The organism is Janthinobacterium sp. B9-8, from assembly GCF_000969645.2.
Taxonomy (GTDB): Bacteria; Pseudomonadota; Gammaproteobacteria; order Burkholderiales; family Chitinibacteraceae; genus Iodobacter.
Map to the genome: position 1 here is coordinate 3,764,767 of NZ_CP014222.1, position 26,219 is coordinate 3,790,985.

Sequence of the window (26,219 nt, forward strand, 5' to 3'; positions counted from 1 at the left end):
CCGCCAGGCAAATACAATATTTAGCACTCCGTGCTGACCACAAACAGGCGATCAGCTTCGGGGTTTATTTTCCCTGGGCAAATCCCCATATCTCGGGCAGCCACTGGGTAAAATCAACGAAGCCATGATCGCCACCTTCAATAATAGTCTGACGGCACGCCGAGTAATAGTTCACACCAAGCTGATAATCCAGAACCTCATCGCCCGTTTGTGTAAGCAGCCAGTATCGCTCAGGCTGGCTTGGCAGCCGCTCAAACGCTTTTAGCTGCTCAGAAAAACAAGCGTCAATCATATGAATCTCGCCGGTCTGATAATTACGCTGCGGCCCTAAATACTCATTAATTCTGGTATAGGGCTGCACCGCAGGATTAATCAGCACCGCCCGGCAAGCAAAAGTTTCTGCCGCCCATGTGGCAAAAAAACCGCCTAATGAGCTGCCCACAATGCAAATATCTTCATGCACCAGCTTAAAAAATAAACCTTGCAACAATACGCCTGCCGCATCCGGATCCATAGGCAGCTGCGGGCAATGAAAATAATCCTGTAAGCCCTGCTGCTTCATCCAGGCCGCCATTTCCTGCGCTTTTTGCGACAAGGGGCTGGATAAAAAGCCATGCAGATAAATAATATGTGGGCGATCTTTCATCTTATCAGGGCCGTAGTAAAGTGGAGCCTTGCGTCTTACGCAGCGCCAGATCTTGGTGCGCCTGTGCAACATCTGCTAAAGCGTAGCTCTGGCCGATTTCTGGCTTAACAAACCCGCGACGCACGGCGTAAAAATAGTCTGCTGCTGTATTCACCAGCTCGGCTCTCGTTGAGGTGTAATGTCCCAGTGTAGGACGTGTAAAGAAAAGCGAACCTTTTTGCGCCAGAATTGCAGGCTCAAAAGCAGGCACAGGCCCCGATGCATTACCAAAGCTCACCAACATGCCCCGCATTGCCAAACTATCCAGCGAGCCTGCAAAAGTATCGGCCCCCACTCCGTCATACACCACTGACACTCCCTTGCCACCCGTTATTTCACGCACATGCTCAGAAAAATGCGCGTAGTCGATCACATGGTCGCAATAAGCACGGGCAACTGCCGCTTTTTCTTCCGAACCTACCGTACCAATCACTATGGCACCGAGTTCGCGCGCCCACTGGCAAGCAAGCTGACCTACACCACCGGCAGCGGCATGAAATAAAATGGTTTGCCCCACATGCACTGGAAAAGTCTGCTTTAGTAAATACTGTGCTGTCATTCCACGCAGCAAGGTACCCGCCGCAATTTCATCGCTCACGCCTGCAGGAACCAAGACCAGCTTATCCACAGGCATCACGCGATACGATGCATAAGCGCCTACTGCACCGCCCGCATAAGCCACCCGATCTCCCTGCTTAAACTCAGTCACACCCGCACCAATGGCCTCGACCACACCGCACGCTTCTACGCCAAGGCCAGAAGGAAGGCTCAGCGGATACAAACCCGATCGATGATAAGTATCAATGAAATTGACACCAATAGCCGTTTGGCGCAGCAACACTTCGCCAGCCTGAGGTGCTGCAAGAGTATGATTTTCAAGCTGCATCACGCGGCTATCACCATGGGCATGGATACGAATCACCTGAGTTTGCATCATGATTTCCTTTTGAAATAGTAAGTACACCAAGCGAAGCTGACAAAATAATCCAGCTGAAAACAAACAAGCAAAAGACAAACCATAGCGCGAGTGCAAGCTTGCTGCACCGGAATTAATTGAAACCATCATGATCAAACACAGCAGAAATAAGTAAACAAGCCAGCACAAGGCCAAAAAAACCGTAAAAATCTTCATCATATAAATGCGAACAGCAGCAAAGCAAAAACCACGGCTGAGCATGGTAAAATTGCCAGCTTTGTATTACGCCTAGATTGGACAGCCCATGACCCGCCCCCTAAGTCTTCATGCAGAACTACAAAACCAGCTCAAACAGCGCATTCTGATTCTGGATGGCGGCATGGGAACGATGATTCAGGCTTACGATTTGCAAGAGGCCGATTATCGCGGCACGCGTTTTGCTAATTGGTCTTGTGATGTAAAGGGCAATAACGATTTGCTGGTGCTGAGCCAGCCGCACATCATCGCTGAAATCCATCAGGGATATCTGGATGCGGGCGCGGATTTGATCGAGACCAATACCTTTAACGGCACCTCGATTGCCATGGCCGATTACGAAATGGAAGGCCTCGTTTGGGAGCTGAATTTTGCCGCTGCCAAAATGGTTAAAGAATTATGCGTGGCGCAAACCGCCAAAACCCCCAATAAGCCGCGCTACTGTGCCGGTGTTTTAGGACCAACCAACCGCACCTGCTCGATCAGCCCCGATGTAAACGACCCTGGCTATCGCAATGTAACCTTTGATGCACTGGTTGAAAGCTATTTAGAAGCCATCGATGGCCTTGTGAAAGGCGGCGCGGATATCCTGCTGGTTGAAACGATTTTCGACACGCTAAACGCCAAAGCCGCGGTGTTCGCGATTAAACAGTATTTCCGCAGAAATAATATTGCGAAAGATGATCAACTGCCGGTGATGGTCTCCGGCACGATTACCGACCAATCTGGCCGCACCTTAACCGGCCAGACCACCGAAGCGTTTTACAACAGCCTGCGCCACTCAGATGCCATCAGCTACGGGCTGAACTGTGCGCTAGGGCCAGATTTGCTGCGCCAGTATGTAGAAGAACTGAGCCGTATTTCCGAAGGCTTTGTTTCCGTCCACGCCAATGCAGGCTTACCCAATGCCTTTGGCGGCTACGACTTAGACCCGGAAATGATGGCCGAGTCGATCAAAGAATGGGCGGCATCGGGCCTGATCAATATCGTTGGCGGCTGTTGCGGCACCACTCCGGCACATATCGCCGCCATGTATGCTGCAGTAAAGGATATCGCGCCACGCGCCCTGCCAGAGATCGAAGCCAAATGCCGCCTCTCTGGCCTTGAGCCATTTAATATCGGCGATAGCGATTTATTTGTGAATGTAGGTGAGCGCACCAACGTCACCGGCTCCAAAGCCTTTGCCCGCCTAATTTTAAATGGCGATTATCCACAGGCCTTGGTGGTTGCCCGTCAGCAGGTAGAAAACGGCGCGCAAGTGATCGACATCAATATGGACGAGGGCATGCTGGACGCCCATAAAGCCATGGTCACCTTCTTGAACCTGATCGCTGCCGAGCCGGATATCTCACGCGTGCCGATTATGATCGACTCGTCCAAATGGGATGTGATCGAAGCCGGTTTGAAGTGCGTGCAGGGCAAGTGCATTGTTAATTCGATCTCGATGAAAGAAGGTGTTGAAGCCTTTAAACACCACGCACGCCTCGTCAAAGACTACGGCGCAGCGGTGATCGTGATGGCTTTCGATGAAGTTGGTCAGGCCGACACCTATGCCCGCAAAGTAGAAATCTGCGAAAAGAGCTACCGCATTCTGGTTGACGAAGTGGGCATGGATCCGGCAGATATTATTTTTGACCCGAATATCTTTGCCGTAGCCACAGGGATTGAAGAGCACGCACGCTACGGCCTCGACTTTATCGAAGCCACCGGCTGGATTCACCAGAATCTACCGCACGCCAAGGTCAGCGGCGGCGTATCGAATGTCTCGTTCTCCTTCCGTGGCAACAATAAAGTACGCGAAGCCATCCACGCCGTCTTCCTCTATCACGCCATTAAAAAAGGCATGACGATGGGGATTGTGAACGCGGGTGCGCTGGAAGTTTATGAAGAAGTGCCACGCGAATTGCGCGATTTAATCGAAGACGTTGTGCTGATGTTACCAGCCGGAACCAGCGCCGGTGCGCCACTCACCGAGGGCAATCTGGATGTCACCGAGCGCCTGATCGAAATTGCCGAACGCTTTAAGGGCGACGCAAATCAGGCCAAGGGTGAGGACTTAAGCTGGCGCAATGGCACGCTGCAAGAGCGCATTACCCATGCGCTGGTGCGCGGCAATACCACTTTTATTCTGGAAGACGCCGAAGAAGCACGCCTCGCCGTAGAGCGCCCGATTCATGTGATCGAGGGCGTACTTATGAACGGTATGAACCATGTGGGTGATCTGTTTGGATCAGGCCAGATGTTTCTGCCGCAAGTGGTGAAATCCGCCCGCGTAATGAAAGCCGCCGTTGCCCATTTAGAGCCCTTTATCGAAGCAGAAAAAATCGCCATGGGCCTGCAAGACGCACCCGCCAAAGGCAATATTGTGATGGCAACGGTTAAAGGCGATGTACACGATATTGGCAAGAATATTGTCGGCGTGGTGCTCCGCTGCAATAACTACAAGGTGACCGACCTTGGCGTGATGGTGCCTGCACAAAAAATCCTCGATACAGCAAGGGAAATCGGCGCAGATATGATCGGCCTATCCGGCCTGATTACGCCAAGCCTGGAAGAAATGAGCCATGTGGCCAAAGAAATGCAGCGCCAGGGCTTTGATATTCCGCTGCTGATAGGCGGGGCCACCACATCCAAAGTGCACACCGCCGTTAAAATCGAGCCGGGCTACGCCAATGGCCCCGTGGTTTATGTGCCCGATGCCAGCCGCGCGGTAGGCGTCTGCTCCAATTTATTAAGCGACGAGCTAAAGCCGGCCTTTATGGAAAAGCTACGCGCCGAATACCAGAATATCCGCACCATTCATGAGAACAAAGGCAAGAGCAAGCTACTGCCCATTGCCACGGCCCGCGCCAATAAATTTGAAATCGACTGGACCAGCTATACCCCACCCAAACCTAAGCAGCTGGGCGTGATGCGCTTTGAAAAAGTGCCACTGCGCGATATCGCCCCCTATATCGACTGGAGCCCATTCTTTAACGCTTGGGAGCTGGCCGGTAAATATCCGCGCATTCTGACCGACGAAGTGGTTGGCGAGGCCGCCACCGCCCTGTTTGCCGACGCCCAAGTGCTGCTGGCACAAATGATAGAAGGCGAGTGGGTGCAAGCCAATGGCGTAATCGGCCTCTTCCCAGCAAACAGCGTGGAGGACGATATTGAAATCTACCATCCAGAAAATGGCGAGCGGCTGATGACTTGGCACAATCTGCGCCAGCAAAATGCCAAGGCTGCTGGTAAGCCTAACTGGTGCTTAGCTGACTTTATCGCCCCCAAAGACAGCGGCGTGACTGACTATATTGGCGCATTTGCCGTAACGGGCGGGCTGAATATTGATCAGCATGTGGAACGTTTCGAGAAGGCCGACGACGATTACAACGCCATTATGGTGAAAGCCTTGGCCGATCGTTTTGCCGAAGGCTTTGCCGAATATATGCACGAGAAAATCCGCAAAGAGATATGGGGCTATGTGCCGGATGAAAACCTGCATGTGGATGATTTAACCGACGAAAAATACCAAGGCATCCGCCCCGCCCCCGGCTACCCCGCCTGCCCAGATCACACGCCCAAAACCGGCTTATTTAACCTGATCGACCCAGCCAGCATCGGCATGAGCCTCACGACCGGCTACGCCATGCTGCCTACCGCAGCCGTCAGCGGCTTCTATTTCAGCCACCCCCAAGCCCAATACTTTGCCGTGGGTAAAATTGAGAAAGACCAAGTAGAAAGCTACGCGACGCGCCGAGGGGTAAGCATCGAGCAAGCAGAACGCGATTTGGCACCCAATCTGGGATATAACGCCTGATTGTGTAGTTGGATATGGTTTGCACAACCCAAATCTTGAACCACTTCGGTCCCAGAGAACACGGAATTTCACGGAGAGAAACCATGCTTGAGTTATGTTGTTCGCGCAATAACAAGCATTGAATCATCGTAGGGCGGGTGCAACCCGCCGTTTTTTGTGTTCCAGCAAAGCTCGGCGGGTTTCACCCGCCCTACGAAAAACATTTCGCTTAAGTTGATAGGATTAGAGTTCACTCCCTTTACAAAGCTCAGCAATTACAACGTCAGCCTTAAACTGGAAGACTATGTTCCTGTGCAAGCTAGCCCTAGCTCCAATGACTTGCATGCACACAAAGCGGCCCTCATCGCAAAATACAAAATAAATACCCATGGCAAATAAATAAGGATAAAAAATGCAGCTCAGTGAATGGGAAAAACAATTTGAAAATAAGATAGCTACCATCGCAACAAATGACGACCCCGCTCATGATCTGCTGCACTTTAAAAGAGTCGTTCAACTTGCTAAAAAAATAGGCAAAGAAGAAAACGCCCAATTAGAAGTCATTATTCCTGCGGCATGGCTACATGATTTTGTGATTGTGCCCAAAGACAGCCCATTGCGCAGCCGTGCTTCCAGATTATCTGCCGAGGGCGCCATTGAGTTTTTAAGCTCAATTCAATATCCAGCAGAATTTTATCCCGCCATTGCCCATGCCATTGAAGGGCATAGTTTTAGTGCCAATATTGAAGTCACCACACTAGAAGCCCAAATTGTTCAAGACGCCGACAGGCTAGATGGCCTTGGGGCAATAGGCATCGCTCGATGCTTTGCAACTGCAGGCCTATTAAAGAGAGCTTTTTATGCAGATCATGATCCCTTCTGCACCGTAAGAGCGCCAGATGATGCTCAATTCACTGTTGATCATTTCTTTAAAAAACTATTCAAAACGGCTGAAACATTAAAAACAAGAGCAGGCAAAGCAGAAGGCCGGAGGCGAATTGAAATCATGAAAACCTATTTAGCCGCCTTAGAAACAGAAATTCTCTAAAATGGACTGAAGCTACACCGCTTATCCACACATCCAATCACCCGCCCCGGACACCCCATGCCCATATCACACCGTTTTTTAGATAGCGAAATCGAAAGCCTGACCCGGCTGATGAGCCAGCGGCGGGATATTCGTCAGTTTAAAACCGGGCCTCTGCCAGAGGGGCTGATGCCACGCTTAATTGAAGCGGCGCAAATGGCTCCTTCGGTAGGCTTTATGCAGCCGTGGCGCTTTCTACATATCACCGATGCTGCATTGCGTGGACAGGTGCATGCCTTAGTCGATGCCGAGCGTGAACGTACCTCGGCGGCGCTGCCCAGCCGCCAGCAAGAATTTATGAAGCTCAAAGTAGATGGCTTGGCAGAATGCGCCGAAGTATTGGTGGTGGCTTTAATGGATGGGCGTGAGAAACACATCTTTGGCCGCCGCACCCTACCGGAAATGGATTTGGCTTCCGCCTCCTGCGCCATTCAGAATATGTGGCTCTTGGCACGTGCCGAAGGAATTGGTATGGGTTGGGTATCGATCTTTGAGCCTAGTGATCTCGCCAAGTTATTAAAGATGCCAGAAGGCGCAAAGCCGATTGCCATTCTTTGCCTGGGGCAAGTCGAAGCCTTCCCAGAAAAACCTACGCTGGAGCGCTTGGGCTGGGGCTGCCGCCTGGAACAAGAGCAAATCTTTTTTGAAAATAGCTGGCCGGAAGGAGATCACAGCACGCCGATTAGCTATTAGGAATATTCAGACGTAAAAAAAGCCGCTTTACGCGGCTTATTTTGCTCTTGGCAGGGGAAGAAGGATTCGAACCTTCGCATGTCGGAATCAAAATCCGATGCCTTAACCAACTTGGCGACTCCCCTGAAGAGAGCGGCATAGTACATGAAGAATTTTGTTTTGGGAAGCCTTAAACAAATATTTGTAAGCAGGCCTGTAAAAAGCAAGCCTTCAGCCACTCTACCTCTGCAAATATGAGCAATAAACGCCCAAAAATCACGCCGTATTATCTATTAAACCACAATAGATCTTTCTACTTACTTTCTTCTATCCATTGCATTTCTTTCCATATACCATAGAAATAGTGAATAATTACAATACTACTTTTTGGTGCCGCATGGATGAAACAGAAGATCTGGAAGCATTCCTTGAGGATTTCTCCAAGGTCTACGCACGGTTGGATGTGGATGGTGTAACAGATATGTTCTGCCTGCCGTTTTTTTCGCTAATTAACGGTGAAAAAACCGACTGGCCCAAGCTGGAAGAGCTTTACCATACCACCTGTATTTTATTTGACTGGTATCAGCAGCAGGGCTTTCACGACGCGCATTACGCTATTTTAAGCATGCTCAAAATCACCCCCAAGCTAGCCACCGCCAGGCTGCGTTGGCGCGTGCTACTCACGGATGGCAGCCCTTGGGAATATTGCACCAGCTATCAGCTCAAACATATTGATGGCGAATGGAAAATAGCTGGCGTAATTCAGTTTGAAGATACAAGCCCGAATTCGCTACCTCATCCCTTTATTGCCGCAGAAAACGCGCTGCATCATTTAGCTGAACTTGCTGAAGCAGAACCTGCCCTGCTTAAAAATATCTATTTTGAAGCGCAATAATTAATCGCGAAATACCGCGATCTATCTGGAAACAGGCTGGTAAAATTGTGTTTTGCCTGCCTGATTTTTATGAACGATACGCAAGCCATACCATCGCCCTGCATCAATCAATGCAAGCTGGATGACGCACAAACCTGTACCGGATGCCGCCGCACGATTGAGGAGATCCGCCTCTGGTCTAAAACCACCGAGGCAGAGAAAACCATCATCTGGCAACGCTTGCTTGCGCTGCCCTTAGCAGTAAAAAGTAAAACCTGCCAGCGCTGCAATAGCGTATTTAGCTGTGGCAATGGGGGCAAGCAGGGTAGCTGCTGGTGCATGGATTTCCCGCCGGTGCTATCGGTCACTAGTGCAACGGGTGATTGCTTTTGCCCCACTTGCCTTGCTGCCGTGATTGCCGAGCGCAGCCATCAGCCCCTTGGCGACCAATCCACCAGCCGCAATTCATCTGCAGAATAAAGCTGGCGGCTTGCCAAAGCCGCCAAAGCGCCAGCGCCTGCATCCAGATCATAAAGATGCCAGAGTGTATTTTGCCCCTCACAATGGCTTATTGCCCGCAAACGCTGGCTTTCGCCCAGTGGCAGCACCACTTGTGACATTGGCAAATGTAAGCCCCGCCCCACAGCCTTGAGTACCGCTTCTTTGCGCACCCACAGCCTTAAAGCTTGCGCCGCATTTAAAGGTTGGTGCATTCGCCGCAGCTCTGCGGGGCTCCAGCAATCTGTAAACCAATCCGGGCTGGTTTCTTTGCTATGCAGCTCGATATCAACCCCCAAGGGCAGATCAGCTTGTACAGCAATCAAGGCCAGCGGGCCGCTATGGCTAAGCGAAAAAGCAGGGCCACGCTCTAGAAACGGCTTGCCCCAGTCATTCTGCGAATACTGAATATCACCCGGTGAGCAAGCCAGCTCGCTCGCCAGAATAGAGCGCAAAGCGGTATGCGCAGCAGCATAGCGGCGGGCATCTAGCGCCTTGCGCAAACTCTGCCAGCGCTGATGCTCCTGCTGATCTAAAGCCGCCAACCTTGGCGGATCAAGATGCACCGGATCATCGAGTGTTACCCGCCAGATTTTTAGCACGCCTTCATCCGATTAAATCCCCAGCGTCGCCCCGCCATCCACACACAGATTATGCATGGTGATATGGCGAGCGCCGGGCGAGAGTAAAAAGAGCACCGCTGCAGCAATATCATCAGCATCTGCAATCCGCCCTAACGGAATACCTGTGCGATAGCCCGGCAAGGAGCCTGCAATCACTTTTTGCACATCGCTTTCATCCTGCCAAAGCTGGCGCTGCATGGCCGTATCCGTAGAGCCGGGGGAGACAATATTGCAGCGTATGCCGTATTCAGCCAGCTCCAGACCCAGGCACTTGGTAAAGTGCCCCACCGCTGCCTTAGACGCGGCATAGGCCGCCATTTGCAGCCGGGGTACTTCTGCCGCATTTGATCCTACCGTTACAATCGTGCCGCTGCGGCGTGGAATCATGCGCCGTGCCACGGCTCTGGATAAATAAAAGGGGCCATGGGTATTCACGGCAAAAGTGTTTTCCCAATCTTCATCACTCATCTCGCAGATTGTCGTCATGCGTAAAATACCTGCGGCATTTACCAAAATAGCAATCGGGCCAAGCTCGGCTTCAATCCGCTCAACCACCTCGTTAATCTGGCTACTGCTGCGCATATCCACTGGATAAGCATGCACCGCCAAGCCTTCTGCCTGATATTGCAAAGCCACAGATTGCAAACGCTCAGCCTGAATATCCAGCGCTGCAACAATCGCGCCCTGGCGGCTTAAAGCCTGCACAACCGCAGCGGCAATACCCTGAGCGGCTCCGGTCACAATGGCCACTTTCCCACGATAGGGCTGATCTTGCATAAGCGCTTTTCCTTGTTTTTTTGAGGGGCTAACAGTCTGTGTCTGGCTTAAGACTAATCTGCCAGACGCTTTTTAAGCGGTCTTACACAATATTTTAATACGAATAATTATTGTTCGTATTAAAATAATAATAAGGCTGTAAGTGTTACCGATGGGCTGCACAACCATGCTCCCATAGCGCCAGCACACCTCACCCCAAACCCACATAAGCGAGTCTTCCTTGAATACTAAACATGGCCTTATGGCCTTTATTCTGATGAGTGCCGCCCTGCTTACTGGCTGCGATTCCAGCCCGCAAACAACCAAGACCGAAACACAAGCAAGTGGCTGGCCACGTACTTTCGACACACCCCAAGGCAAACTCACGATCAAAGCCCCGCCAGAGCGAATTGTATCGACCAGCGTAACGCTCACCGGCACGCTGCTCACCATTAATGCGCCTGTAATTGGTAGCGGCACGGGCGCTGTAAATACGGTGACTTCGGATGAGCAGGGGTTTTTTCGGCAATGGGCGCATATTGCTAAAGAGCGCAAAGTAGAGCCGCTCTATCATGGCGAGCCCAATGCCGAAACGATTGCAGCCGCCAATCCTGATCTGATTATTGTGTCGGCTACCGGTGGCGATTCTGCCCGTAAAATTTATGATCAACTCAGCCAGATTGCCCCAACCGTGGTCATTAATTATGACGATAAAGACTGGCAAGCCATCGCTACACAACTTGGGGCCATCACCGGACATGAGCAAGATGCTGCGGCAGCAATCAAAGACTTTGACAACAAGCTCAATGCCACCAAGCAAAAAATAAACCTGCCTCCCCAGCCCACTACTGCCATGGTTTATTACGAAGATAACTCTGGTGCAAATGTCTGGACGGCAAATTCTGCCCAAGGGCGGCTCTTGCTGGATCTTGGCTTTACGCTAGCCACCATCCCGGATGCAGCCAAAGGGGATACCAGCATGGGAATACGCAAAGACATCACCCAACTCACGGGTGAAAAATTCTCTGAAGGGCTACAAGGCAAAACCATGCTGCTCTTTACAGCCGATGATGCAACGGTAGCAAAAGTCAAAAACAATAAGTTTTTACAACAAAACCCGGCCATATCAAGCAATCGCGTTTACGCCGTAGGCTTTGATACTTTCCGTATCGACTACTACAGCGCCAGCAATATGCTGAAGCGGATCGAGCAGCACTTTAAGTAAAAAGCGGCCTGGCTGCCGTATTCAGGCAGCCAGGCAAAAATTGCTTTAATGAGCCGCCTCGGATGCCACCTCAGGCAGTAGTGGCTCAGTCTCCGGCGGGGGATTCTGCAAGCGCCGCAAACCACTGAACCCCAGCCCCAGCATAGCCCCGGCCAGTGCAACGCTACCCGCAAAAGAGCACACCGCCAGCAGTGGCGCAAATGCACGGGCCAAAGCACCCAGCCCTAAAGCCCCCACAGAATCTCCTACTACATCTTGTGCGCTCCATAAGCTATTAACACGCCCCAGCAAGCGATCCGGCGTGTGCTGCTGCACTAAGGTGAACTGCAATAAAGAACTAATCGAGCCCAGATAGCCAAAAATAACGAGCGCCACCAAACCCGATGGCAAATGAGAAATCAGGCCGAATACAACAATCACCAGCGCCGCAGAGATCACCGCAGCAATCAGTAATAAACCCGGCCGCTGCACCCGCGCCACCCAGCCACTGGTAAACGCCCCCGTCATTGCACCTAGCGGCACCGCCGAATACATCAGCCCTACCTCAAATGCGCCTCCGCCATACACACTCACCGCCAGCACCGGAAACATCACTCGAATGGCGCTCAACATTGTTTGCAAAGTCCCCATCACCACCACAGCCCCAACCACGGGGCTTTGCATCAGGAAATGCACGCCATCGGCCAAGGCCCGTAGCGGATGTTCTGGCTTCCCCACGGCAGGCTGCATCGAAGGCAAGCACAGCAAGGGAATCAGTGTGCACAAAGTGCCAAGACCTGCCAGCAGATAATTCCAGCTCACCCCTGCCGAAGCAATCACCACACCAGCAATGGCCGGAGACAAAATCGCACCTAAACGAACGGTCAGCATGCTTAATGCACCGGCCGCCGATAAGTTTTCACGCCCAACCAGAGCCGGAATACTCGCCATCAGGGCGGTAATCCCCAGCGCGCCAAAAAAACCATCCCAAACCGCAACCAAATACAGGGCAAGCAGGGAAGGCGCAGCAATAAAGCTATTTAACGCCAGCACTAAAAAGCCGATACCGCACAGGCAACGGGCCATTAAAATCAGCTTGCGTCTGTCGTAGCGATCAGCCAGTACGCCGCCGCACATCAGGCCCACAAACATCCCCACGCCATCCAGCGCCACCGCCAGCCCGACATGCAATGCCGAGCCAGTGAGCGCGTGAATCTGCACGGGCACCGCAACGGTGAGCATCCCCAGTGAGAGTACCGAAATCAAACGCGCTATAAAAACAGACCGAAAGTTTGAATTATTTTTAAGCAGACTAAAATCAACAAAAATAGACGATCTGGGTTTACTCATTAGAAATCCAAAAAAAGTTAGTAAGTACTTAGGCGCACACAAACACCCAAATCTTGAGCGGCAAAGCAAGCTTTTAGTCTCTTCGCGGGCCAAGGCCGAGCCTTGAATGCTTGAGTTAATTACAGAAAATAAAGCAATAGAGCCGCCACCCGCAGCTTGAGCTGTATCTGTCACCAGATTGACGACTATGGTATCATTAAGCATTGAAATGAATATGATTTACATTCTCATTTAATGATTAAATCTGGCACGCCTACTACCATTTCCTGGCAGCAAACCCGCTCCCGATATGCCTTAGTGTTTATCCTGCTCTGCCTTATTGCGGCTCTTAGCCTAACGATGGGGGCCAAGCCTATTCCGCTGGCCGTGGTTTATGACAGCTTCTTTGGCACGGCCCTTCACCCGGACAGCATTATTGTGCTGGAGAGCAGGCTGCCCAGAACGCTGCTCGGCCTATTTGCCGGGGCAGCACTGGGGCTCGCTGGCGCGCTGATTCAAGCCCTCACGCGTAATCCTCTGGCCGATCCGGGCTTGCTTGGGGTTAATGCAGGGGCGAGCTTTGCGGTAGTGCTTGCCGTCGCACTATTTAATATCCAGCAGCCCGCCGCCTTTGTTGGCTTTGCCTGTACAGGCGCCCTGCTCACTACCCTGCTGGTTTATTTTGTCGGTGTCTGGGGTGCGGGCAGGCTAGACCCTAGCCGCTTTATTCTGGCCGGGGTGGCAATTGGCGCGGTGATGCACGGTATTTCTTCGGGGCTGGTGCTATTTAACCCTATGGCATTTGATCGTATCCGCTACTGGAATGCAGGCACGCTGGATGTACGCAATCTGGATCTGGTACTGATGGTGTTGCCCGCTATTATCACCGGCAGCGTATTGGCGCTGCTTCTGGCAAGGCCGCTGAATGCGCTCAGCATGGGCGCAGAATTATCCGTAACGCTAGGCACTCGGCCATGGATCACGCAGGCATTCAGTATTTTGGCCATTACCCTGCTCACGGGTGCCACCACGGCCATTGCAGGGCCAATTGGCTTTGTCGGCCTGATGATCCCGCAAGTGGCCCGCTGGCTGGTTGGCCCGGATCAGCGGCGAATTTTGCCACTGACTATTTTACTGGCCCCCATTTTATTACTCGGTGCCGATATTATTGGCCGCCTACTGGTGGCCAGTGAGCTACGCGTATCGATTGTCACCGCCTTTGTGGGTGCGCCGATGCTCATTTGGCTAGCCCGCAAACAGGTGCGCACATGAACACCGCCCTTTCTAAGCATCACCAGAGCTTTAAGCCAGCAATCGCCGCTAAATCAATATGGGCTCGCCGCTCTATGCTCATTGGCAAGCCGGATGGAGCGATCAACTTCCGGCTCAATCTGGCTGGGCTACGGCTCGCTTTTATCCTTACGCTGGCTTGCCTGCTGCTGGGAATAATGGCCTTAAAGCTGGGTGCATTATCGTTTTCAAACTCCGAAGTATTTGCCGCACTAAAAGGTGAAGGCAGCAGTCGCGCCATGATCGTCATCAATCAATGGCGACTGCCACGCGTATTTATGGCGATTGTGATTGGCGCGGCATTGGGCATGAGCGGAGCCATTTTTCAATCACTGGTGCGAAACCCGCTAGGCAGCCCCGATGTGATTGGCTTTGGCACAGGCGCGCATACCGGCGCGCTGATTACCATCATCCTTTTAAACGGCGGTTATCTGGAAATCGCCACCGGTGCCATCGTTGGCGGGCTGCTGACGGCACTCTTGGTTTATTTACTAGCATGGCGGCAAGGCATACACGGCTTCAGGCTAATTATTGTAGGGATTGCGGTAAGCGCCATGCTAGCTGCATTTAATACCTGGCTTAGCATTACCGGCAGCCTGGAAGCCGCCATGAGTGTGGCGCTGTGGGCGGCCGGATCGCTCAATGGCATGTCATGGGCCAAAGGTCTGCCTGCTGCGGCGTTTTGCCTCAGCTGTATGCTGCTGGCGCTGCTACTTGGCCGCCGGATGCAACTCTTAGAAATGGGCGACGATAGCGCCAGCGCATTAGGGATTCCAGCCGAGCGCACCCGCTTGCAACTGATGGCGCTTGGCGTGGCCCTCATTGCCGCAGCCACGGCAGCCACCGGACCAATTGCCTTTATTGCCCTCGTTGCACCGCAAATCGTTAAGCGCATAGGCAGCAATAATGCGGCGTCCCTCTATCTTTCAGCCTTAATGGGCGCGCTGCTGCTACTGCTAGCCGACGTAGCCGCACAACATTTATTCTTCCCCCAACAATTTCCGGTCGGCATCATCACGGTGAGTATTGGCGGGGTTTATCTGATCTGGCTCTTACTCTGTGAAGCAAAACGCATATGACAGCAAGACTTAACCCCTCCCCTCCCGTCACCAGCCGCTTAAAAGGTGAAGACCTGCAGCTGGGCTACGGGCAGCGCGTGATTTGCGAGCAGCTTAATCTGCAAATCAGCGATGGCGCTTTTACCGTGATTATTGGCCCCAATGGCTGTGGCAAATCAACGCTACTGCGCAGCCTGGCCCGGCTAATCAAACCATCCACAGGGCAAATCAGCCTTGATGGCAAAGATATCCACAGCTACCCCGCTAAATTTGTCGCCACACAGCTTGGCCTGCTACCGCAATCTTCCACCGCGCCCGAAGGCATTTGCGTGGCCGACCTCGTTGCCCGTGGCCGCTATCCGCACCAAAGCCTGCTGAAACAATGGAGCCAAAAGGACGAAGACGCCGTTGCCAGCGCCATGCACGCCACAGGCATAACCGAGCTAGCCGAGCAAAATGTAGACGCGCTATCCGGCGGGCAAAGACAACGCGTTTGGGTGGCGATGGCACTGGCCCAGCAAACATCCATTTTGCTGCTCGATGAGCCCACTACCTATCTGGATATTGCCCACCAAATCGAGCTGCTTGAGCTGTTTCGCACCCTTAATGAACAAGGCCGCACCCTAGTGGCGGTATTGCACGATCTAAACCACGCCTGCCGCTACGCCAGCCATCTAATCGTGATGAAAGAAGGACAAATTGTGGCCACAGGCACGCCCCGCCAAATCATGACGCCAGAGCTAGTAGAAAGCGTCTTTGGCCTACCCTGCCTGATTATCGACGACCCGATCAGCCACACCCCAATGATTATCCCGCGAGGCAGGCCGCATTTGCGCTGATTGGGCCGATGCAAAAAAATACCCCGCCTTCATAATCGGCGATCAGCGGGGTATTTTTATCAGCTCAGCGTTTTAGTCAGGATCTGATCAAGCAAAGGCCCGAGCACCGTTAAGGATTCGGGTGAGACGATATCCTCGTGGGCGCAATCCAGATAATGGACTTCCAGCTCCCCCACATAGGCGGCCCAGCTGGCTTGAATATCCCAATCTGCCGGCAAAGTGCGGCTGGCTACAAACAGCTGTGCTTTTCCCTCGTAACGGGGGGAGCGTGCCTTGGATAACAGGCGCACGGCATCAGCGTAGTTGGCCACAATCTGCTCAAACATTTCGGTTTTTTCACGCAGCATAAATTCATCTGCGCCCTCTTCTGCCGCCAGCATAAACTGCTCGCGCTCCCTATCCAGCTCGGTATTGGCGATCTCTTCCGAAGGCGCGGTCCAATCCTGCTCTTCGGGGGGGTACATATCGAACAGCCCTAAGAAAGCGACTTGTTCGCCCATCGCCTGCAGCCTTGCAGCCAGCCCATGCGCCACCGCACCGCCAAAAGAATAGCCCAGTAAGTGATAAGGGCCTTGCGGCTGAATGCGCAGTAAATTAGCCAGATGCCGCTCGCACACCTCATCCATATCAGCGCATGTGGCAATCACACCGTCCGGCCTTGGCGACTGCAAGCCAATTAAAGGCCATTGGCTGGATAGCTGGCTGGCAAAGCCGCTGTATTGCCATGCAAAGCCAGAAGCAGGATGGATAAAGAAAAGGGGCTTGCCCAGACCTGCCCGCAAATAAAGCACTTCGCCAAAGCCTGCGTTATTCGGGTCATTCGCCTGCTGCTCATCGCTCAGCAGCGCGGCCAGCTTTTGCACGCTAGACGCCACCATAATTTGCCCAACCGACACTGGCCGCTTCAATTCACTACGCAAAGCGGCCGCTAAACGCATCGCCATCAAGGAATGGCCGCCCAGCATAAAGAAATCATCGTCGGCAGAAATGGCTGATTGCCCGAGTATTTGTGCAAAGACATTCGCAATCTGGCTCTCCAGACCGGCACGGGGTGCACGACGGGCAGAGCTCGCCAGTAAAGCAGGCTCGGGCAAGGCTTTACGATCCAGCTTGCCATTAGCGCTTAAAGGAAACTCGCTCAGATAAACCAGCGCCACCGGCACCATATAGGCGGGAAGCACTTGTGCCAGCGCCACAAGCACGGCCAGAGAATCAGGCGGTGACTGGCTATCTTCGGCAATGGCATAGGCCAGCAACTGGCGGGCATCCGCGCCTGTTGCTGCCGCCTGCACGCCTAGTAAACGAGCATGCACCACAGCACGGGCAATGCCCGGCTGCTGCAAGAGTGCCGCCTCGATTTCGCCCAGCTCGATGCGCTGGCCACGAATTTTCAGCTGGTCATCGCTGCGGCCAAGGTATTCAACATCGCCCGTTGGCAAGTAGCGCACCACATCCCCCGTGCGATACATCCGTTCCCCAAGCGCAAAAGGATCTGCCACAAAGCGCCCTGCTGTGAGGCTTGGGCGCCCCAAATAGCCATCTGCCAGCTGTACACCTGTCAGATATAAATCGCCTGCCACACCCAGCGGCACTTCGCGCAAATAGGCATCCAGCACGCGCAGCTGGGTATTCCAGACGGGGCGGCCAATAGGCACGCTGCTCGCGCGCTCTGTGCCCGCATCTTTATCCTGCGCAGGCTTGTATGTCACATCTACTGCTGCCTCGGTCGGCCCGTAAAGATTATGCAAGGGCGCGGCAATCAGCGCGGCGTAGCGATCAGCCAGCTCGCGGGGCAGCGCTTCACCGCTGCAAAATACGCGTTTCAGGCTGGCGCAATCTGGCAATAAAGCATTGGGCTGAGCAATAAATGCAGCCAGCATCGACGGCACAAAATGCAGTGTTGTAATCTGCTGCTCAGCAATCAGCTGCAGTAATTCTTCCGGGTCTTTATGCGCTTCAGGCGGCGCCATAAAGAGTTTGGCACCGTACATTAAGGGCCAGAAGAATTCCCATACTGAAACATCAAAGCTGCAAGGCGTTTTTTGCAGCACCACATCATCGGCCTGCAAAGCGTATTCATGCTGCATCCATACCAGCCGGTTCACAATGGCGCGGTGCGAAACCAGCACACCTTTAGGGCGACCAGTCGATCCCGATGTGTATAAAAGATAGGCAGCATGATCTGGCGTCAGCGCCACCACATCATGCTGCGGCGCATGCTCAGGCAGGCGGTCTGCCAGCAGCAGAGGCCCCATTGCAGCAAAGCGAGCTGCCAGTGTGCTATCGCTGATGATTAAACGCGGCTTAGCGTCTGCCACCATATAACTCAGTCGCTCATCTGGGTAGCCCACATCAAGGGGCAAATAGGCGGCTCCCACTTCCAGTGCTGCCATTAAAGCAAGGCTAAGATGGGCAGAGCGAGGCAGGGCCACCGCCACAATATCGCCCGCCCGCACGCCTACGGCTTGCAAGTGCCCGGCAAGCTGCGCCACCTCCAGCCGCATTTGCCGATAGCTGAGCGATCTTTCCACATCCTGTAAAGCCACGGCATCCGGCGTTCGCTCTGCCTGCGCCTGTAGTAAATCGCACAGGGTATACGCGGGCAGCGGGGTCTCCGTTGCATTCAGGGATTGAATCAATGCCTGCTCGGCCTGAATCTGCGGTTTAAAAGCAGACCATGGCAGATCAGCCTCATCCGCCAGATGGTTCAGCAGCATTAAAATTCGTTCTGGCAACTGAGCCGCATCCTGCACCACATCCCGATATTCAATCACCAGACGTAATTGCTGGCCCGGCAGCACCAGAACGGTTAAAGGATAATGGGTATAGCCCCGGTTACGTAGCGCCCCCACCCGCAGCCCGCGGTAATCCCGTGCAAGCAATTCATCTTGCTCGGGGTAGTTTTCAACCACCAGCAGGGTATCAAATAAGGTGGGCGCTCCTGCCAGCCGCTGAATTTCACCCAATCCTAGGCCATCGTGCTCCAGCAGCTGAATCTGCTGAGCCTGTACAGCGGCTAATTGGGCGAGCAAAGGCTGGTGCGGATTAAGCCGGACGCGCACGGGCAGCGTATTACTAAATAAGCCAATATGCTCGTCAATGCCTTTTACCGGGCTAAAGCGCCCCGATACGGGCGAGCCAAAAACCACATCATTGCGCCCGCTCATGATTGAAAGTAGCGCGGCCCACATTCCTTGCATCATGGTATTGAGCGTTAAACCCTGCTGACGCGCCTGCGCAGTTAAGGCCTGCTCCAGTGCCTTTGGCACCACCAGCTCTAGGGTATTCACCTTGCCGGGCTCAGGGTTGTTGCCAAATAAAAGCGTTGGTTTTACCCCGGCCAGCACATCTGACCAGATCTCCCTTGTTGCCGCCAACGGACGAGCTGCCAGTTGCTTAACCACCGTCGGGTAATCGACGCGGGTGGCGGCTAAAGTGCCTTCCCCATAAGCGAGGAGCAGATCACCCAGCATAATCGGCGTAGACCAGCCATCTACAACCAGATGATGTGCCGTTAAGCAAAGCGTGTGCTGATGATGGCCTTGCCGAACCAGCAAGGCGTTGAGCAGAAGATCTGCCTCGCCAATCACAAAATCACGATTGATTTCCTGCTGCTCTAATCGTGCCAGCTCAGCCTCCTGCTCTGCCGCACTTAAATGGCTGAGATCCTGCTGCACCCAAGGCCAGCGGCGCTCGTTGCCACTCACCAGAGGCAAGAGCTGCATGGCTTGATTACCCGATTCATTATCAAACATCGCCGCCAGTTGCGGATGGCGAACAAGCACCGCTTCCAGCGCATCACGCAATCTTTCAATATCCAGCGCGCCTAGCAGCTCAATGCGGGTAATCGAGTTGTATTTGCTGCTTGCATCGCCCAGCTGGGCATGAAACAGCAGGCCTTCCTGCAAAGGCAGAGCGGGTAAAACAGCCGCCAGTGGCCCGTAGCGCTGGCTTAAAACATGCAGCGCCGAATCGCTCACCGGCGTTTCCACGCTCACCAGCGTATCAACCGCCAGTAAAGGCCGGGCCTGAGCAAAGTGTTTCAAGCCTGCCACATAGGCGGTAAATCGCTGGTGCAGAGCGGCTATTTCAGCCTCGCTAAACAGCGCCGTAGCCCATGTCCAGTTCAGGGCCAATTGCGGGCCGCTGCTGCTTTCTTCTACAAATAAATTAACTTCTAAGCCATATAGCAAAGGCATGGTTGGATCAGTGTTCACCGCAAAAGCATCGGCAAAATACCCTGCGGTGCTTTGCGGAGCCCAAAACGCGGCTCCTCCCGTAAAGCGCCCCAGATAATTAAATAGGAACTGTGGCCGGTGCGCCGATTCCAGCTTTGCCAAAGCAGGGCCGTTTTCATCATCCAGATAACGCAAAATACCGTAGCCCAAGCCTTTATCTGCAATAGCACGGGTGCTGCGCTTAATGGCCTTCACCGCTTCCACAGCGGCGTGGGTTCCGGCGCACACACCCGCCAGATCCAAGCCTTTTAGCTCGATTGCCAGCGGATATTCGCTCGTCAGCCAGCCTATGGTGCGGCTTAAATCTGCATGCTCGTCATCAAGCTGGCGGCCATGAGATTCAAGTGAAACGCTGACGCGAGGGCTGGCAAATACCTCGCTATACGCTAAGGACACCGCAAGCAGCATCACCTCTTCAATCTGCGCCTGATAAGCAGCGGGCAAATCAAATAAAAGCGCTGTGCTTAAACCGGCATCCAGCAAAGTGCGGCACTGGCTTGCCGAGCCATAGGTATCCCGAACAGGATCTAATGCCCGGCCAGCAGCAGGCTCAGCCAGCGCGGCTTGCCACAGTGCAAGCTCGGAGCGGCGGGCAGGAATTTGCCCGGCCAGCCGCTGTGCCCAATCCTGCACCGTGCACGATTCACGCAGCAGCAGAGCCGCCGTATTATTCAGCGCAGCCTCACTGGCCTCTTGCAAATCGGCCAGCAGAATTCGCCACGACACGCCATCAATCAGTAAATGATGCAGCACCAGCATCAGGTAACTATCGTCTTCCCCAACAAAATGCACTGCCTGCATCATCTTTCCGGCTGAAGGCTTTAAGCTGGCGCAGGCCGCTTCAAACCGGGCATCCATCACGGCAGAGAAATCGTCTTGCTGCAGTAATTGCTGCTGCTCTGGCTGCGCAGTATCCAAAGTGGCGGCAGGGGCTGTGAGTACCAAGCCTTGCTCATCCACTTTGGCGCGTAAAACAGGGTGGCTGCGTTGTACGGCATGCAATGCAGCCTGCAAATGGGCAAGCTGAATCTCCTTAGGAATACGCAAGAGCACGCCCTGTGCAAAGCGTCGATCCAGCCCGTAATGCTCGGCAAACCAGCTTACGATAGGCAAGCGCCCTAAGCGCCCTGTTGCCTCGCTACCCGTAGTGGGCGCGCTATCCAGACGCTCTAATATGGTGGCCATTCTGGCGGGCGTGCGTTGAGAAAACACATCCCGCGGCCTGAGTAAAAAGCCTGAGCGTCTTAGCTCTGAGCCCAGCGCCATCGCCGAAATACTATCCCCGCCCAAATGAAAGAAATCATCATCCGGGCCAAGTATCTCCAGCCCCAGCACCTTGGCCACCCCATTGCAAAGCAAGCGCTCTGCCTCGTTCGCAGCCGGGCGGCTCTGGCTTTCCTGAGCGGGCTTAGGCAGCGCCTGCTTGTCGATTTTGCCGTTCACATTCAGCGGCCAGTCTGGCAGGATCATCAACGCTGCCGGGATCATGTAATCAGGCAGCTGCTCGGCCAATCTGGCGAGTAAATCTAGGCTTAAGCCCGGCGCATCGTGCTCTACCGTGCAATAGGCAATCAGGCGATGACTAGCGGCAAGCGGCTCTGCAATCACTACAGCGCCCTTCACACCTGCCAGCTTAAGCAGGGCGTGTTCTACTTCGCCCAGCTCAATCCGAAAGCCCCGCACCTTGATCTGAAAATCGGCACGCCCGATAAACTCCAGCAACCCATCGGTGCGCCAGCGGACTAAATCGCCCGTTCGGTACATCAGCCCTTCTGCAAAAGGATTTGCCACAAAGCGGCTGGCGGTTTGGCCGGGGCGGCGCAGATAGCCAAGCGCCATTCCTTCACCGGCCAGATATAAATCACCCACCACGCCCTGTGCCACTTTTTGCAAAGCATGGTTAAGCACATAAGCCCGAGTATTGGCCACAGGCAGGCCGATGACCGGCTGCTCCGCCTGCGACACGCAAGCGCCTAAGGCGTCGATGGTGTATTCAGTGGGGCCATAAAAATTATAAACATGCAGGTGGGAATGCTGGCGCAGCTCATTCCACAGCGCCGGAGACACAGCCTCGCCACCAATCAGAATCAGATCAGGCACATGGTTGGCCGCGGCCAGACCGCAAGCGAGCAGCTGTTGTAATACTGGTGGCGGTACATCCAGCATATCGATTTGCTGCGCTTGAATAAGCTCGAGCAAGGCCTGTGCATCACGCCGCAATTCTTCATCGCAAAGATGTAACTCATGGCCCAAAAGTAAAAAGAACAGCGGCTCCCAAGAAGCATCAAATGAGAACGACGTGCTATGCGCCGCACGCACTCTGCGCCCGCCAAGGCGCTGCATCATGTCCGCAATAAAACCATGCTGATGAGAGATCAGTAAATTAACTAAACTGCCGTGGCTAACCATCACCCCCTTAGGCTTACCGGTCGATCCGGAGGTATAAATAATGTAGGCAAGATCCCTTTTATTTAAAGGAGCAGCCCTTTCGCTATCACTGACCGGCAGTGCAGATAAAGCAGACAATTGCGCCATGCAATCCGGCGAATCTAGATATAAAGCCTGTGCCTGCAAAGGTAGATCGCAATCGCTTAAAGCCAGCAGCAGAGCGGGCTGTGCATCGTCGCACAGCATGGCCAAACGATCTTTTGGGTAATCCAGATCCAGCGGCAAATAAGCCGCGCCTGCCGACAATACCGCCAACACAGACACCACCGAATCCACACTGCGTGGCAAGGCAATGGCGACAATATCGCCTCGGCCTATCCCTTGCTGCATCAGCAGGCGGGCAAGGCGCGCTACTTTGGCGCTTAGCGCGCTAAAATCCAGCGTTTCCGCCCCAAAAACTAGCGCCTTATACCCGGCAGAACGCACAGCCTGCTGCTGAAACAGATCAACAACGGTATTTATTTCAGGCAGCGCAATCGCAGGCCCGGCTGACCATTTATCCAGCCTTGCTGTTTCGGCAGGGGCCAATAAGGCCAGCGTATCAATTGGCGCATGCGGGCTGGCCATCAGAGCATTTAAATATGCGCTTAAACGTTCACAATGTAATGCCAGCTCTTCTGGCTGATAGCGATCCGGATTAGCTGTAAGGCTCAGCACCAGCAGCTGTTCTTCCAGCGCAATACCAAACTCCAGATCATCAACCGGGCCTGCAGCCAGGATATGCGTCGTGGCTTGCAAGCCGCCCAATTGCAGGCTTTGCTCGTAAATCTTCAAATTAATACTTGGCCCGTACAAGGGGCGGCGGCTGGTTCCCATGTCCCGCTGCACCTGCTCAGCATCATAACGCTGGTGCCTGCGTACCCGCTGTAGCTCTAAAGCCAAGCGTTTGGCCAGCTCGCACAGGCTTAGCTGAGTATCCACTCTAAGCTGCAAGGGCAATACATTTACCACAGGGCCAATTGCATTAAGCGCGGCGGATCCCATGCGGCGCATAAAGGGCATCCCTAAAACCGGCCTTGCTGATCCCGTCATCCGGGATAAATAAGCAAAAATGCCTGCCATCAGTAATTCTGGCTCGCTCACATCGCCCGGCAAGCCCGCCCTTCTTTGCAGCTGAAAGCTTTGTTTTAAGGCATTCACATTGGCAAAAGACTGGCCGCCATGATGGGCAGTCAAAGAAACCGGCAGCGCTAAATCGGCGCTATATTCCTGCCAGAACTGCCGATCACGCTGGTAAAGCGCGGACTGCTGATAGGCCTGATATTCATCGACCACACGGGCAAAAGATACAAAGGGCGTTGCGCTAAGGGCATGGCCTTGTTGCAAATCGGTATAGAGCGCAGCAATCCGCCGTGTTAGCGCACTAAAGCTATAGCCATCAACGCACACATGGTGATAGCGCTGATACCAGAACCAGCGCTCATTGCCCGCTGTCCCTAATTTAAAAATAATATGCCGGTAAAGCGCCTGCCCCGAATCAGCAGGCTGGGCCTGATCAAGATCGGCATGCATCAGCGCCAGCGCCGTAGCGGGTGCATCGTTTTGATCGCTTAAATCTAAGTATTCGGCATCAGGCAAACAATCTGCATCTACAGCCAGCGGCAAATATTGCACAGGGCCGGAATCACCGTCCTGAAAACGCGCATGCAGCGTATCTGCTTCGCTCAGGCCAAGCCGGATAGCACGTTGCAGGCAAGCTATGTCTAGCCGGCCTTGCAGCTCTGCATAATGCGCAACGGTATAGCCATTTTTTACCGGAGATATCTGATCAGCCAGCCAAATGCCCAGTTGTGATCCAACGATGGGCAATTCCAGCTCGCTCTCTGCCGAGGAGTTCTGCGTAACAGTACTAAACAAGATGCCTATTCCCTTTAAAAGTAGATCCGCTGCTTGCAGACTAAAAATCAATACGCTTACTGGGTAACGCGAATATCAAGCCAATTCAATTCAATATATTCAAGGCAACGGGCATGGCCCTCTGGCCCCAATACCGAGCTCCAGCCTACTGGCACCGCAGCAAAATCAGGCCACAGGCTGTATTGCCCCAAGGCGTTTTTCAATACCAGGAAATCCTGGCTCTCATCATCAAAAGGATTAACCTGCTCATTGCTCATGCTTTGAATCTCCGCTTAAAACCGGTTTAAAAATGGACTGACTTCAGTACGGTATTTATTTGCACGGCGCTAATAGCTCACTCAGCCCGTCGAGCAGGCCTCCCCGCCAGCACAGCCAATCGTGCCCGCCTTCAAACAGGCGGTAATTCACCTGATGGCCAGCCTGCAATAAGGCATCGCGCATGGTTTCATTGACATCAATCATCACGTCTTCACGGCTACCTACTTCCTGAAAAACCTTTAATGCACGCACAGCCGGTGCCAAGCCCGGCAACTGCTCGGCAAGCTGCCCTATGCTCCCCGGCTTGCGGCTTGCTGGCTGATTAGGTGGCATTTTTAGAATATCGTTGTAAGGCCACCAGAAAGAGCCTGACTGGCTTAGCACGCATCCAAAGCGCTCAGGCCAGTGCAAGGCCGCATACATGGCTGCCAGCCCGCCATAGCTTTGCCCTGCAAGCACTGTGCGCTCCGGGTCATTGCTACACGGCGCAATATCCTGAATCAGGGGTAAGAGCTCGCTCTGCACCGCCAGCCAGAATGAGGCATTGCAGGGCAGCTCGCGGCCGCGTTGCTCGCCATCAATCACATCAATCAGCACATATACGGCAGCGGGCAGCTGCCCCTGCTCAGTGGCCCGATCAATCGCAGCATAAACAGGCATACGCTTGGCCCAGTGCTGTCCATCAAGCAGCAACACCAAAGCACGCTCGCTCTGTGCCTCGCCTGTCTGGTAAACCCAAACCTTGCGCTGATTGGCCAAGATGACGCTATGCCAATCCAGCTCGCAAAGCCCTGCCTTATCATCCTCGCCGCACCTATCCGCATGCCGCCAAGCCGCCTGTGGCGGTGCTTCGGGTAAATGCAGCGCCGACATTGCAGAGCGCCATGCGCCAGCACTGGGAGACTGCAAATTCAAAGGATCTGCCTGCGCCGCCTCAGCCATTGAGCGCCACCAGCTTCGCTGGCGGCTGGCTTGCTCAGCGGGGGCCAGCTCTGAAAACACAGGTAGCTGAGATGCAGCCACGGGCATCAGGCTATAGCTACCCCGCCAATCTGCGGGCAGTTGCACCTGCCAATACCAGATATCACTGCCCGCTATTCTGGCCAGCGATTGCGGGTCTGCACGGTGGTGATCAGTGACCGAATTAACGTCGATATAAACTCTGGCCAGCGTTGAGCTCGATTCATCGCCTGCCGGATCACGCCATAAAAAAGTAATCCACACCTGATGATTAAGGCATTCCTCAATAAGCGGCGTGCCCTGCTCTGCAATCTGCTGCCACCAGCTTTCGCTGCCAGCATTGCTTGCTTTCAGCAGATTCATGGCTTGGCTTGCTTCTGAATTTAAGTTCCACAACATCACCCTTTTCATCCTTTTTGCTGCCTTTATCATAACGGCATTATTGCACATTGTAATGAGAAGTATTATCATTTCATCGCTGCAATTTATTACATATCACCAAAAAATTACAATTTTCTAGAAAAGAACCGCCAGATGACCCAAGGGGCGCTTGTAAGGAAGAGAAATAATTAAGTCAGATTGCTTCATCTTGGT

17 protein-coding genes and 1 tRNA gene are annotated in these 26,219 nt (G+C 53.5%); 9 read left to right on the forward strand and 9 right to left on the reverse strand.

What is annotated here, in order from left to right; translation table 11 throughout:
* Positions 1-64: 64 nt before the first annotated feature.
* Entirely contained in the window at positions 65-646 is a 582-nt protein-coding gene (locus VN23_RS17015) for a YqiA/YcfP family alpha/beta fold hydrolase (RefSeq protein ID WP_046353644.1), read from the reverse strand.
* 4 nt (positions 647-650) lie between these two features.
* On the reverse strand, positions 651-1,622 hold the full coding sequence (locus VN23_RS17020; RefSeq protein WP_197432942.1) for a quinone oxidoreductase family protein: 972 nt from the start codon (positions 1,620-1,622) through the stop codon (positions 651-653).
* A 283-nt stretch (positions 1,623-1,905) separates the two neighbouring features.
* On the opposite strand from VN23_RS17020, the gene metH reads away from it, so the two are divergent.
* The 3 genes from metH (at position 1,906) to bluB (ending at position 7,414) form a co-directional block, all read left to right on the forward strand.
* Positions 1,906-5,655 (forward strand): methionine synthase, encoded by a 3,750-nt coding sequence (metH, locus tag VN23_RS17025; protein WP_046353645.1) that lies wholly within the window; start codon positions 1,906-1,908, stop codon positions 5,653-5,655.
* Positions 5,656-6,046: 391 nt separating this feature from the next.
* Positions 6,047-6,682, forward strand: coding sequence for an HD domain-containing protein (locus VN23_RS17030; RefSeq protein ID WP_046353646.1), 636 nt, complete (start codon positions 6,047-6,049; stop codon positions 6,680-6,682).
* A gap of 57 nt (positions 6,683-6,739) precedes the next feature.
* Positions 6,740-7,414, forward strand: coding sequence for a 5,6-dimethylbenzimidazole synthase (gene bluB / locus VN23_RS17035; RefSeq protein WP_046353647.1), 675 nt, complete (start codon positions 6,740-6,742; stop codon positions 7,412-7,414).
* A gap of 48 nt (positions 7,415-7,462) precedes the next feature.
* Here the strand turns inward: bluB and VN23_RS17040 are convergent.
* Positions 7,463-7,539 (reverse strand) — tRNA-Gln (locus tag VN23_RS17040).
* A 251-nt stretch (positions 7,540-7,790) separates the two neighbouring features.
* Between VN23_RS17040 and VN23_RS17045 the strand changes: the two genes are divergently transcribed.
* Together VN23_RS17045 and VN23_RS17050 are read left to right on the forward strand one after the other, a co-directional pair.
* Positions 7,791-8,288, forward strand: coding sequence for a hypothetical protein (locus VN23_RS17045; RefSeq protein WP_046353648.1), 498 nt, complete (start codon positions 7,791-7,793; stop codon positions 8,286-8,288).
* Between the two features lie 69 nt (positions 8,289-8,357).
* Positions 8,358-8,747, forward strand: coding sequence for a DUF1289 domain-containing protein (locus tag VN23_RS17050; protein WP_082752931.1), 390 nt, complete (start codon positions 8,358-8,360; stop codon positions 8,745-8,747).
* Here the strand turns inward: VN23_RS17050 and VN23_RS17055 are convergent.
* Together VN23_RS17055 and VN23_RS17060 are read right to left on the reverse strand one after the other, a co-directional pair.
* Positions 8,699-9,367, reverse strand: coding sequence for a 4'-phosphopantetheinyl transferase family protein (locus tag VN23_RS17055; protein WP_052746800.1), 669 nt, complete (start codon positions 9,365-9,367; stop codon positions 8,699-8,701). The genes VN23_RS17050 and VN23_RS17055 overlap by 49 nt on opposite strands.
* A gap of 12 nt (positions 9,368-9,379) precedes the next feature.
* Entirely contained in the window at positions 9,380-10,165 is a 786-nt protein-coding gene (locus tag VN23_RS17060) for a 2,3-dihydro-2,3-dihydroxybenzoate dehydrogenase (RefSeq protein WP_046353649.1), read from the reverse strand.
* A gap of 220 nt (positions 10,166-10,385) precedes the next feature.
* Here VN23_RS17060 and fepB point away from each other — a divergent pair, with 220 nt between their 5' ends.
* Entirely contained in the window at positions 10,386-11,369 is a 984-nt protein-coding gene (gene fepB, locus VN23_RS17065) for a Fe2+-enterobactin ABC transporter substrate-binding protein (RefSeq protein ID WP_197432943.1), read from the forward strand.
* A gap of 45 nt (positions 11,370-11,414) precedes the next feature.
* On the opposite strand, the gene entS is transcribed toward fepB, so the two are convergent.
* Positions 11,415-12,698: an enterobactin transporter EntS gene (gene entS / locus VN23_RS17070; RefSeq protein ID WP_046353850.1), complete on the reverse strand. Its 1,284-nt coding sequence runs from the start codon at positions 12,696-12,698 to the stop codon at positions 11,415-11,417.
* Between the two features lie 234 nt (positions 12,699-12,932).
* Here entS and fepD point away from each other — a divergent pair, with 234 nt between their 5' ends.
* Genes fepD through VN23_RS17085 form a run of 3 tightly spaced genes read left to right on the forward strand, consistent with a single transcriptional unit; the run spans position 12,933 to position 15,864 of the window.
* A complete protein-coding gene (gene fepD, locus VN23_RS17075; protein WP_046353651.1) occupies positions 12,933-13,949 on the forward strand; it encodes a Fe(3+)-siderophore ABC transporter permease in 1,017 nt (338 codons plus the stop codon).
* Positions 13,946-15,046, forward strand: a complete 1,101-nt coding sequence (fepG, locus tag VN23_RS17080) for an iron-enterobactin ABC transporter permease (protein ID WP_231743287.1) — start codon at positions 13,946-13,948, stop codon at positions 15,044-15,046. The genes fepD and fepG overlap by 4 nt, the downstream gene beginning before the upstream one ends.
* Positions 15,043-15,864: an ABC transporter ATP-binding protein gene (locus VN23_RS17085; RefSeq protein ID WP_046353652.1), complete on the forward strand. Its 822-nt coding sequence runs from the start codon at positions 15,043-15,045 to the stop codon at positions 15,862-15,864. Before fepG ends, VN23_RS17085 begins: the two co-directional genes overlap by 4 nt.
* A gap of 59 nt (positions 15,865-15,923) precedes the next feature.
* Here the strand turns inward: VN23_RS17085 and VN23_RS17090 are convergent, their stop codons facing one another.
* From VN23_RS17090 to fes, 3 genes are read right to left on the reverse strand one after another with little or no spacing between them, the layout of a single operon-like run.
* Positions 15,924-24,407: a non-ribosomal peptide synthetase gene (locus tag VN23_RS17090; protein ID WP_046353653.1), complete on the reverse strand. Its 8,484-nt coding sequence runs from the start codon at positions 24,405-24,407 to the stop codon at positions 15,924-15,926.
* A gap of 56 nt (positions 24,408-24,463) precedes the next feature.
* Positions 24,464-24,664: an MbtH family protein gene (locus VN23_RS17095; RefSeq protein ID WP_046353654.1), complete on the reverse strand. Its 201-nt coding sequence runs from the start codon at positions 24,662-24,664 to the stop codon at positions 24,464-24,466.
* A gap of 55 nt (positions 24,665-24,719) precedes the next feature.
* A complete protein-coding gene (gene fes, locus VN23_RS17100; RefSeq protein WP_197432944.1) occupies positions 24,720-26,024 on the reverse strand; it encodes an enterochelin esterase in 1,305 nt (434 codons plus the stop codon).
* Positions 26,025-26,219 lie beyond the last annotated feature (195 nt).

Bases quoted from the DNA above. Each gene is read 5' to 3' on its own strand.
- VN23_RS17050 (WP_082752931.1), top strand. From the start codon at position 8,358: ATGAACGATACGCAAGCCATACCATCGCCCTGCATCAATCAATGCAAG.
- VN23_RS17095 (WP_046353654.1), bottom strand. From the start codon at position 24,664: ATGAGCAATGAGCAGGTTAATCCTTTTGATGATGAGAGCCAGGATTTC.
- entS (WP_046353850.1), bottom strand. From the start codon at position 12,698: ATGAGTAAACCCAGATCGTCTATTTTTGTTGATTTTAGTCTGCTTAAA.
- VN23_RS17085 (WP_046353652.1), top strand. From the start codon at position 15,043: ATGACAGCAAGACTTAACCCCTCCCCTCCCGTCACCAGCCGCTTAAAA.
- metH (WP_046353645.1), top strand. From the start codon at position 1,906: ATGACCCGCCCCCTAAGTCTTCATGCAGAACTACAAAACCAGCTCAAA.
- fepD (WP_046353651.1), top strand. From the start codon at position 12,933: ATGATTAAATCTGGCACGCCTACTACCATTTCCTGGCAGCAAACCCGC.
- fepG (WP_231743287.1), top strand. From the start codon at position 13,946: ATGAACACCGCCCTTTCTAAGCATCACCAGAGCTTTAAGCCAGCAATC.
- VN23_RS17045 (WP_046353648.1), top strand. From the start codon at position 7,791: ATGGATGAAACAGAAGATCTGGAAGCATTCCTTGAGGATTTCTCCAAG.
- VN23_RS17020 (WP_197432942.1), bottom strand. From the start codon at position 1,622: ATGATGCAAACTCAGGTGATTCGTATCCATGCCCATGGTGATAGCCGC.
- VN23_RS17060 (WP_046353649.1), bottom strand. From the start codon at position 10,165: ATGCAAGATCAGCCCTATCGTGGGAAAGTGGCCATTGTGACCGGAGCC.
- VN23_RS17030 (WP_046353646.1), top strand. From the start codon at position 6,047: ATGCAGCTCAGTGAATGGGAAAAACAATTTGAAAATAAGATAGCTACC.
- VN23_RS17015 (WP_046353644.1), bottom strand. From the start codon at position 646: ATGAAAGATCGCCCACATATTATTTATCTGCATGGCTTTTTATCCAGC.
- fes (WP_197432944.1), bottom strand. From the start codon at position 26,024: ATGTTGTGGAACTTAAATTCAGAAGCAAGCCAAGCCATGAATCTGCTG.
- bluB (WP_046353647.1), top strand. From the start codon at position 6,740: ATGCCCATATCACACCGTTTTTTAGATAGCGAAATCGAAAGCCTGACC.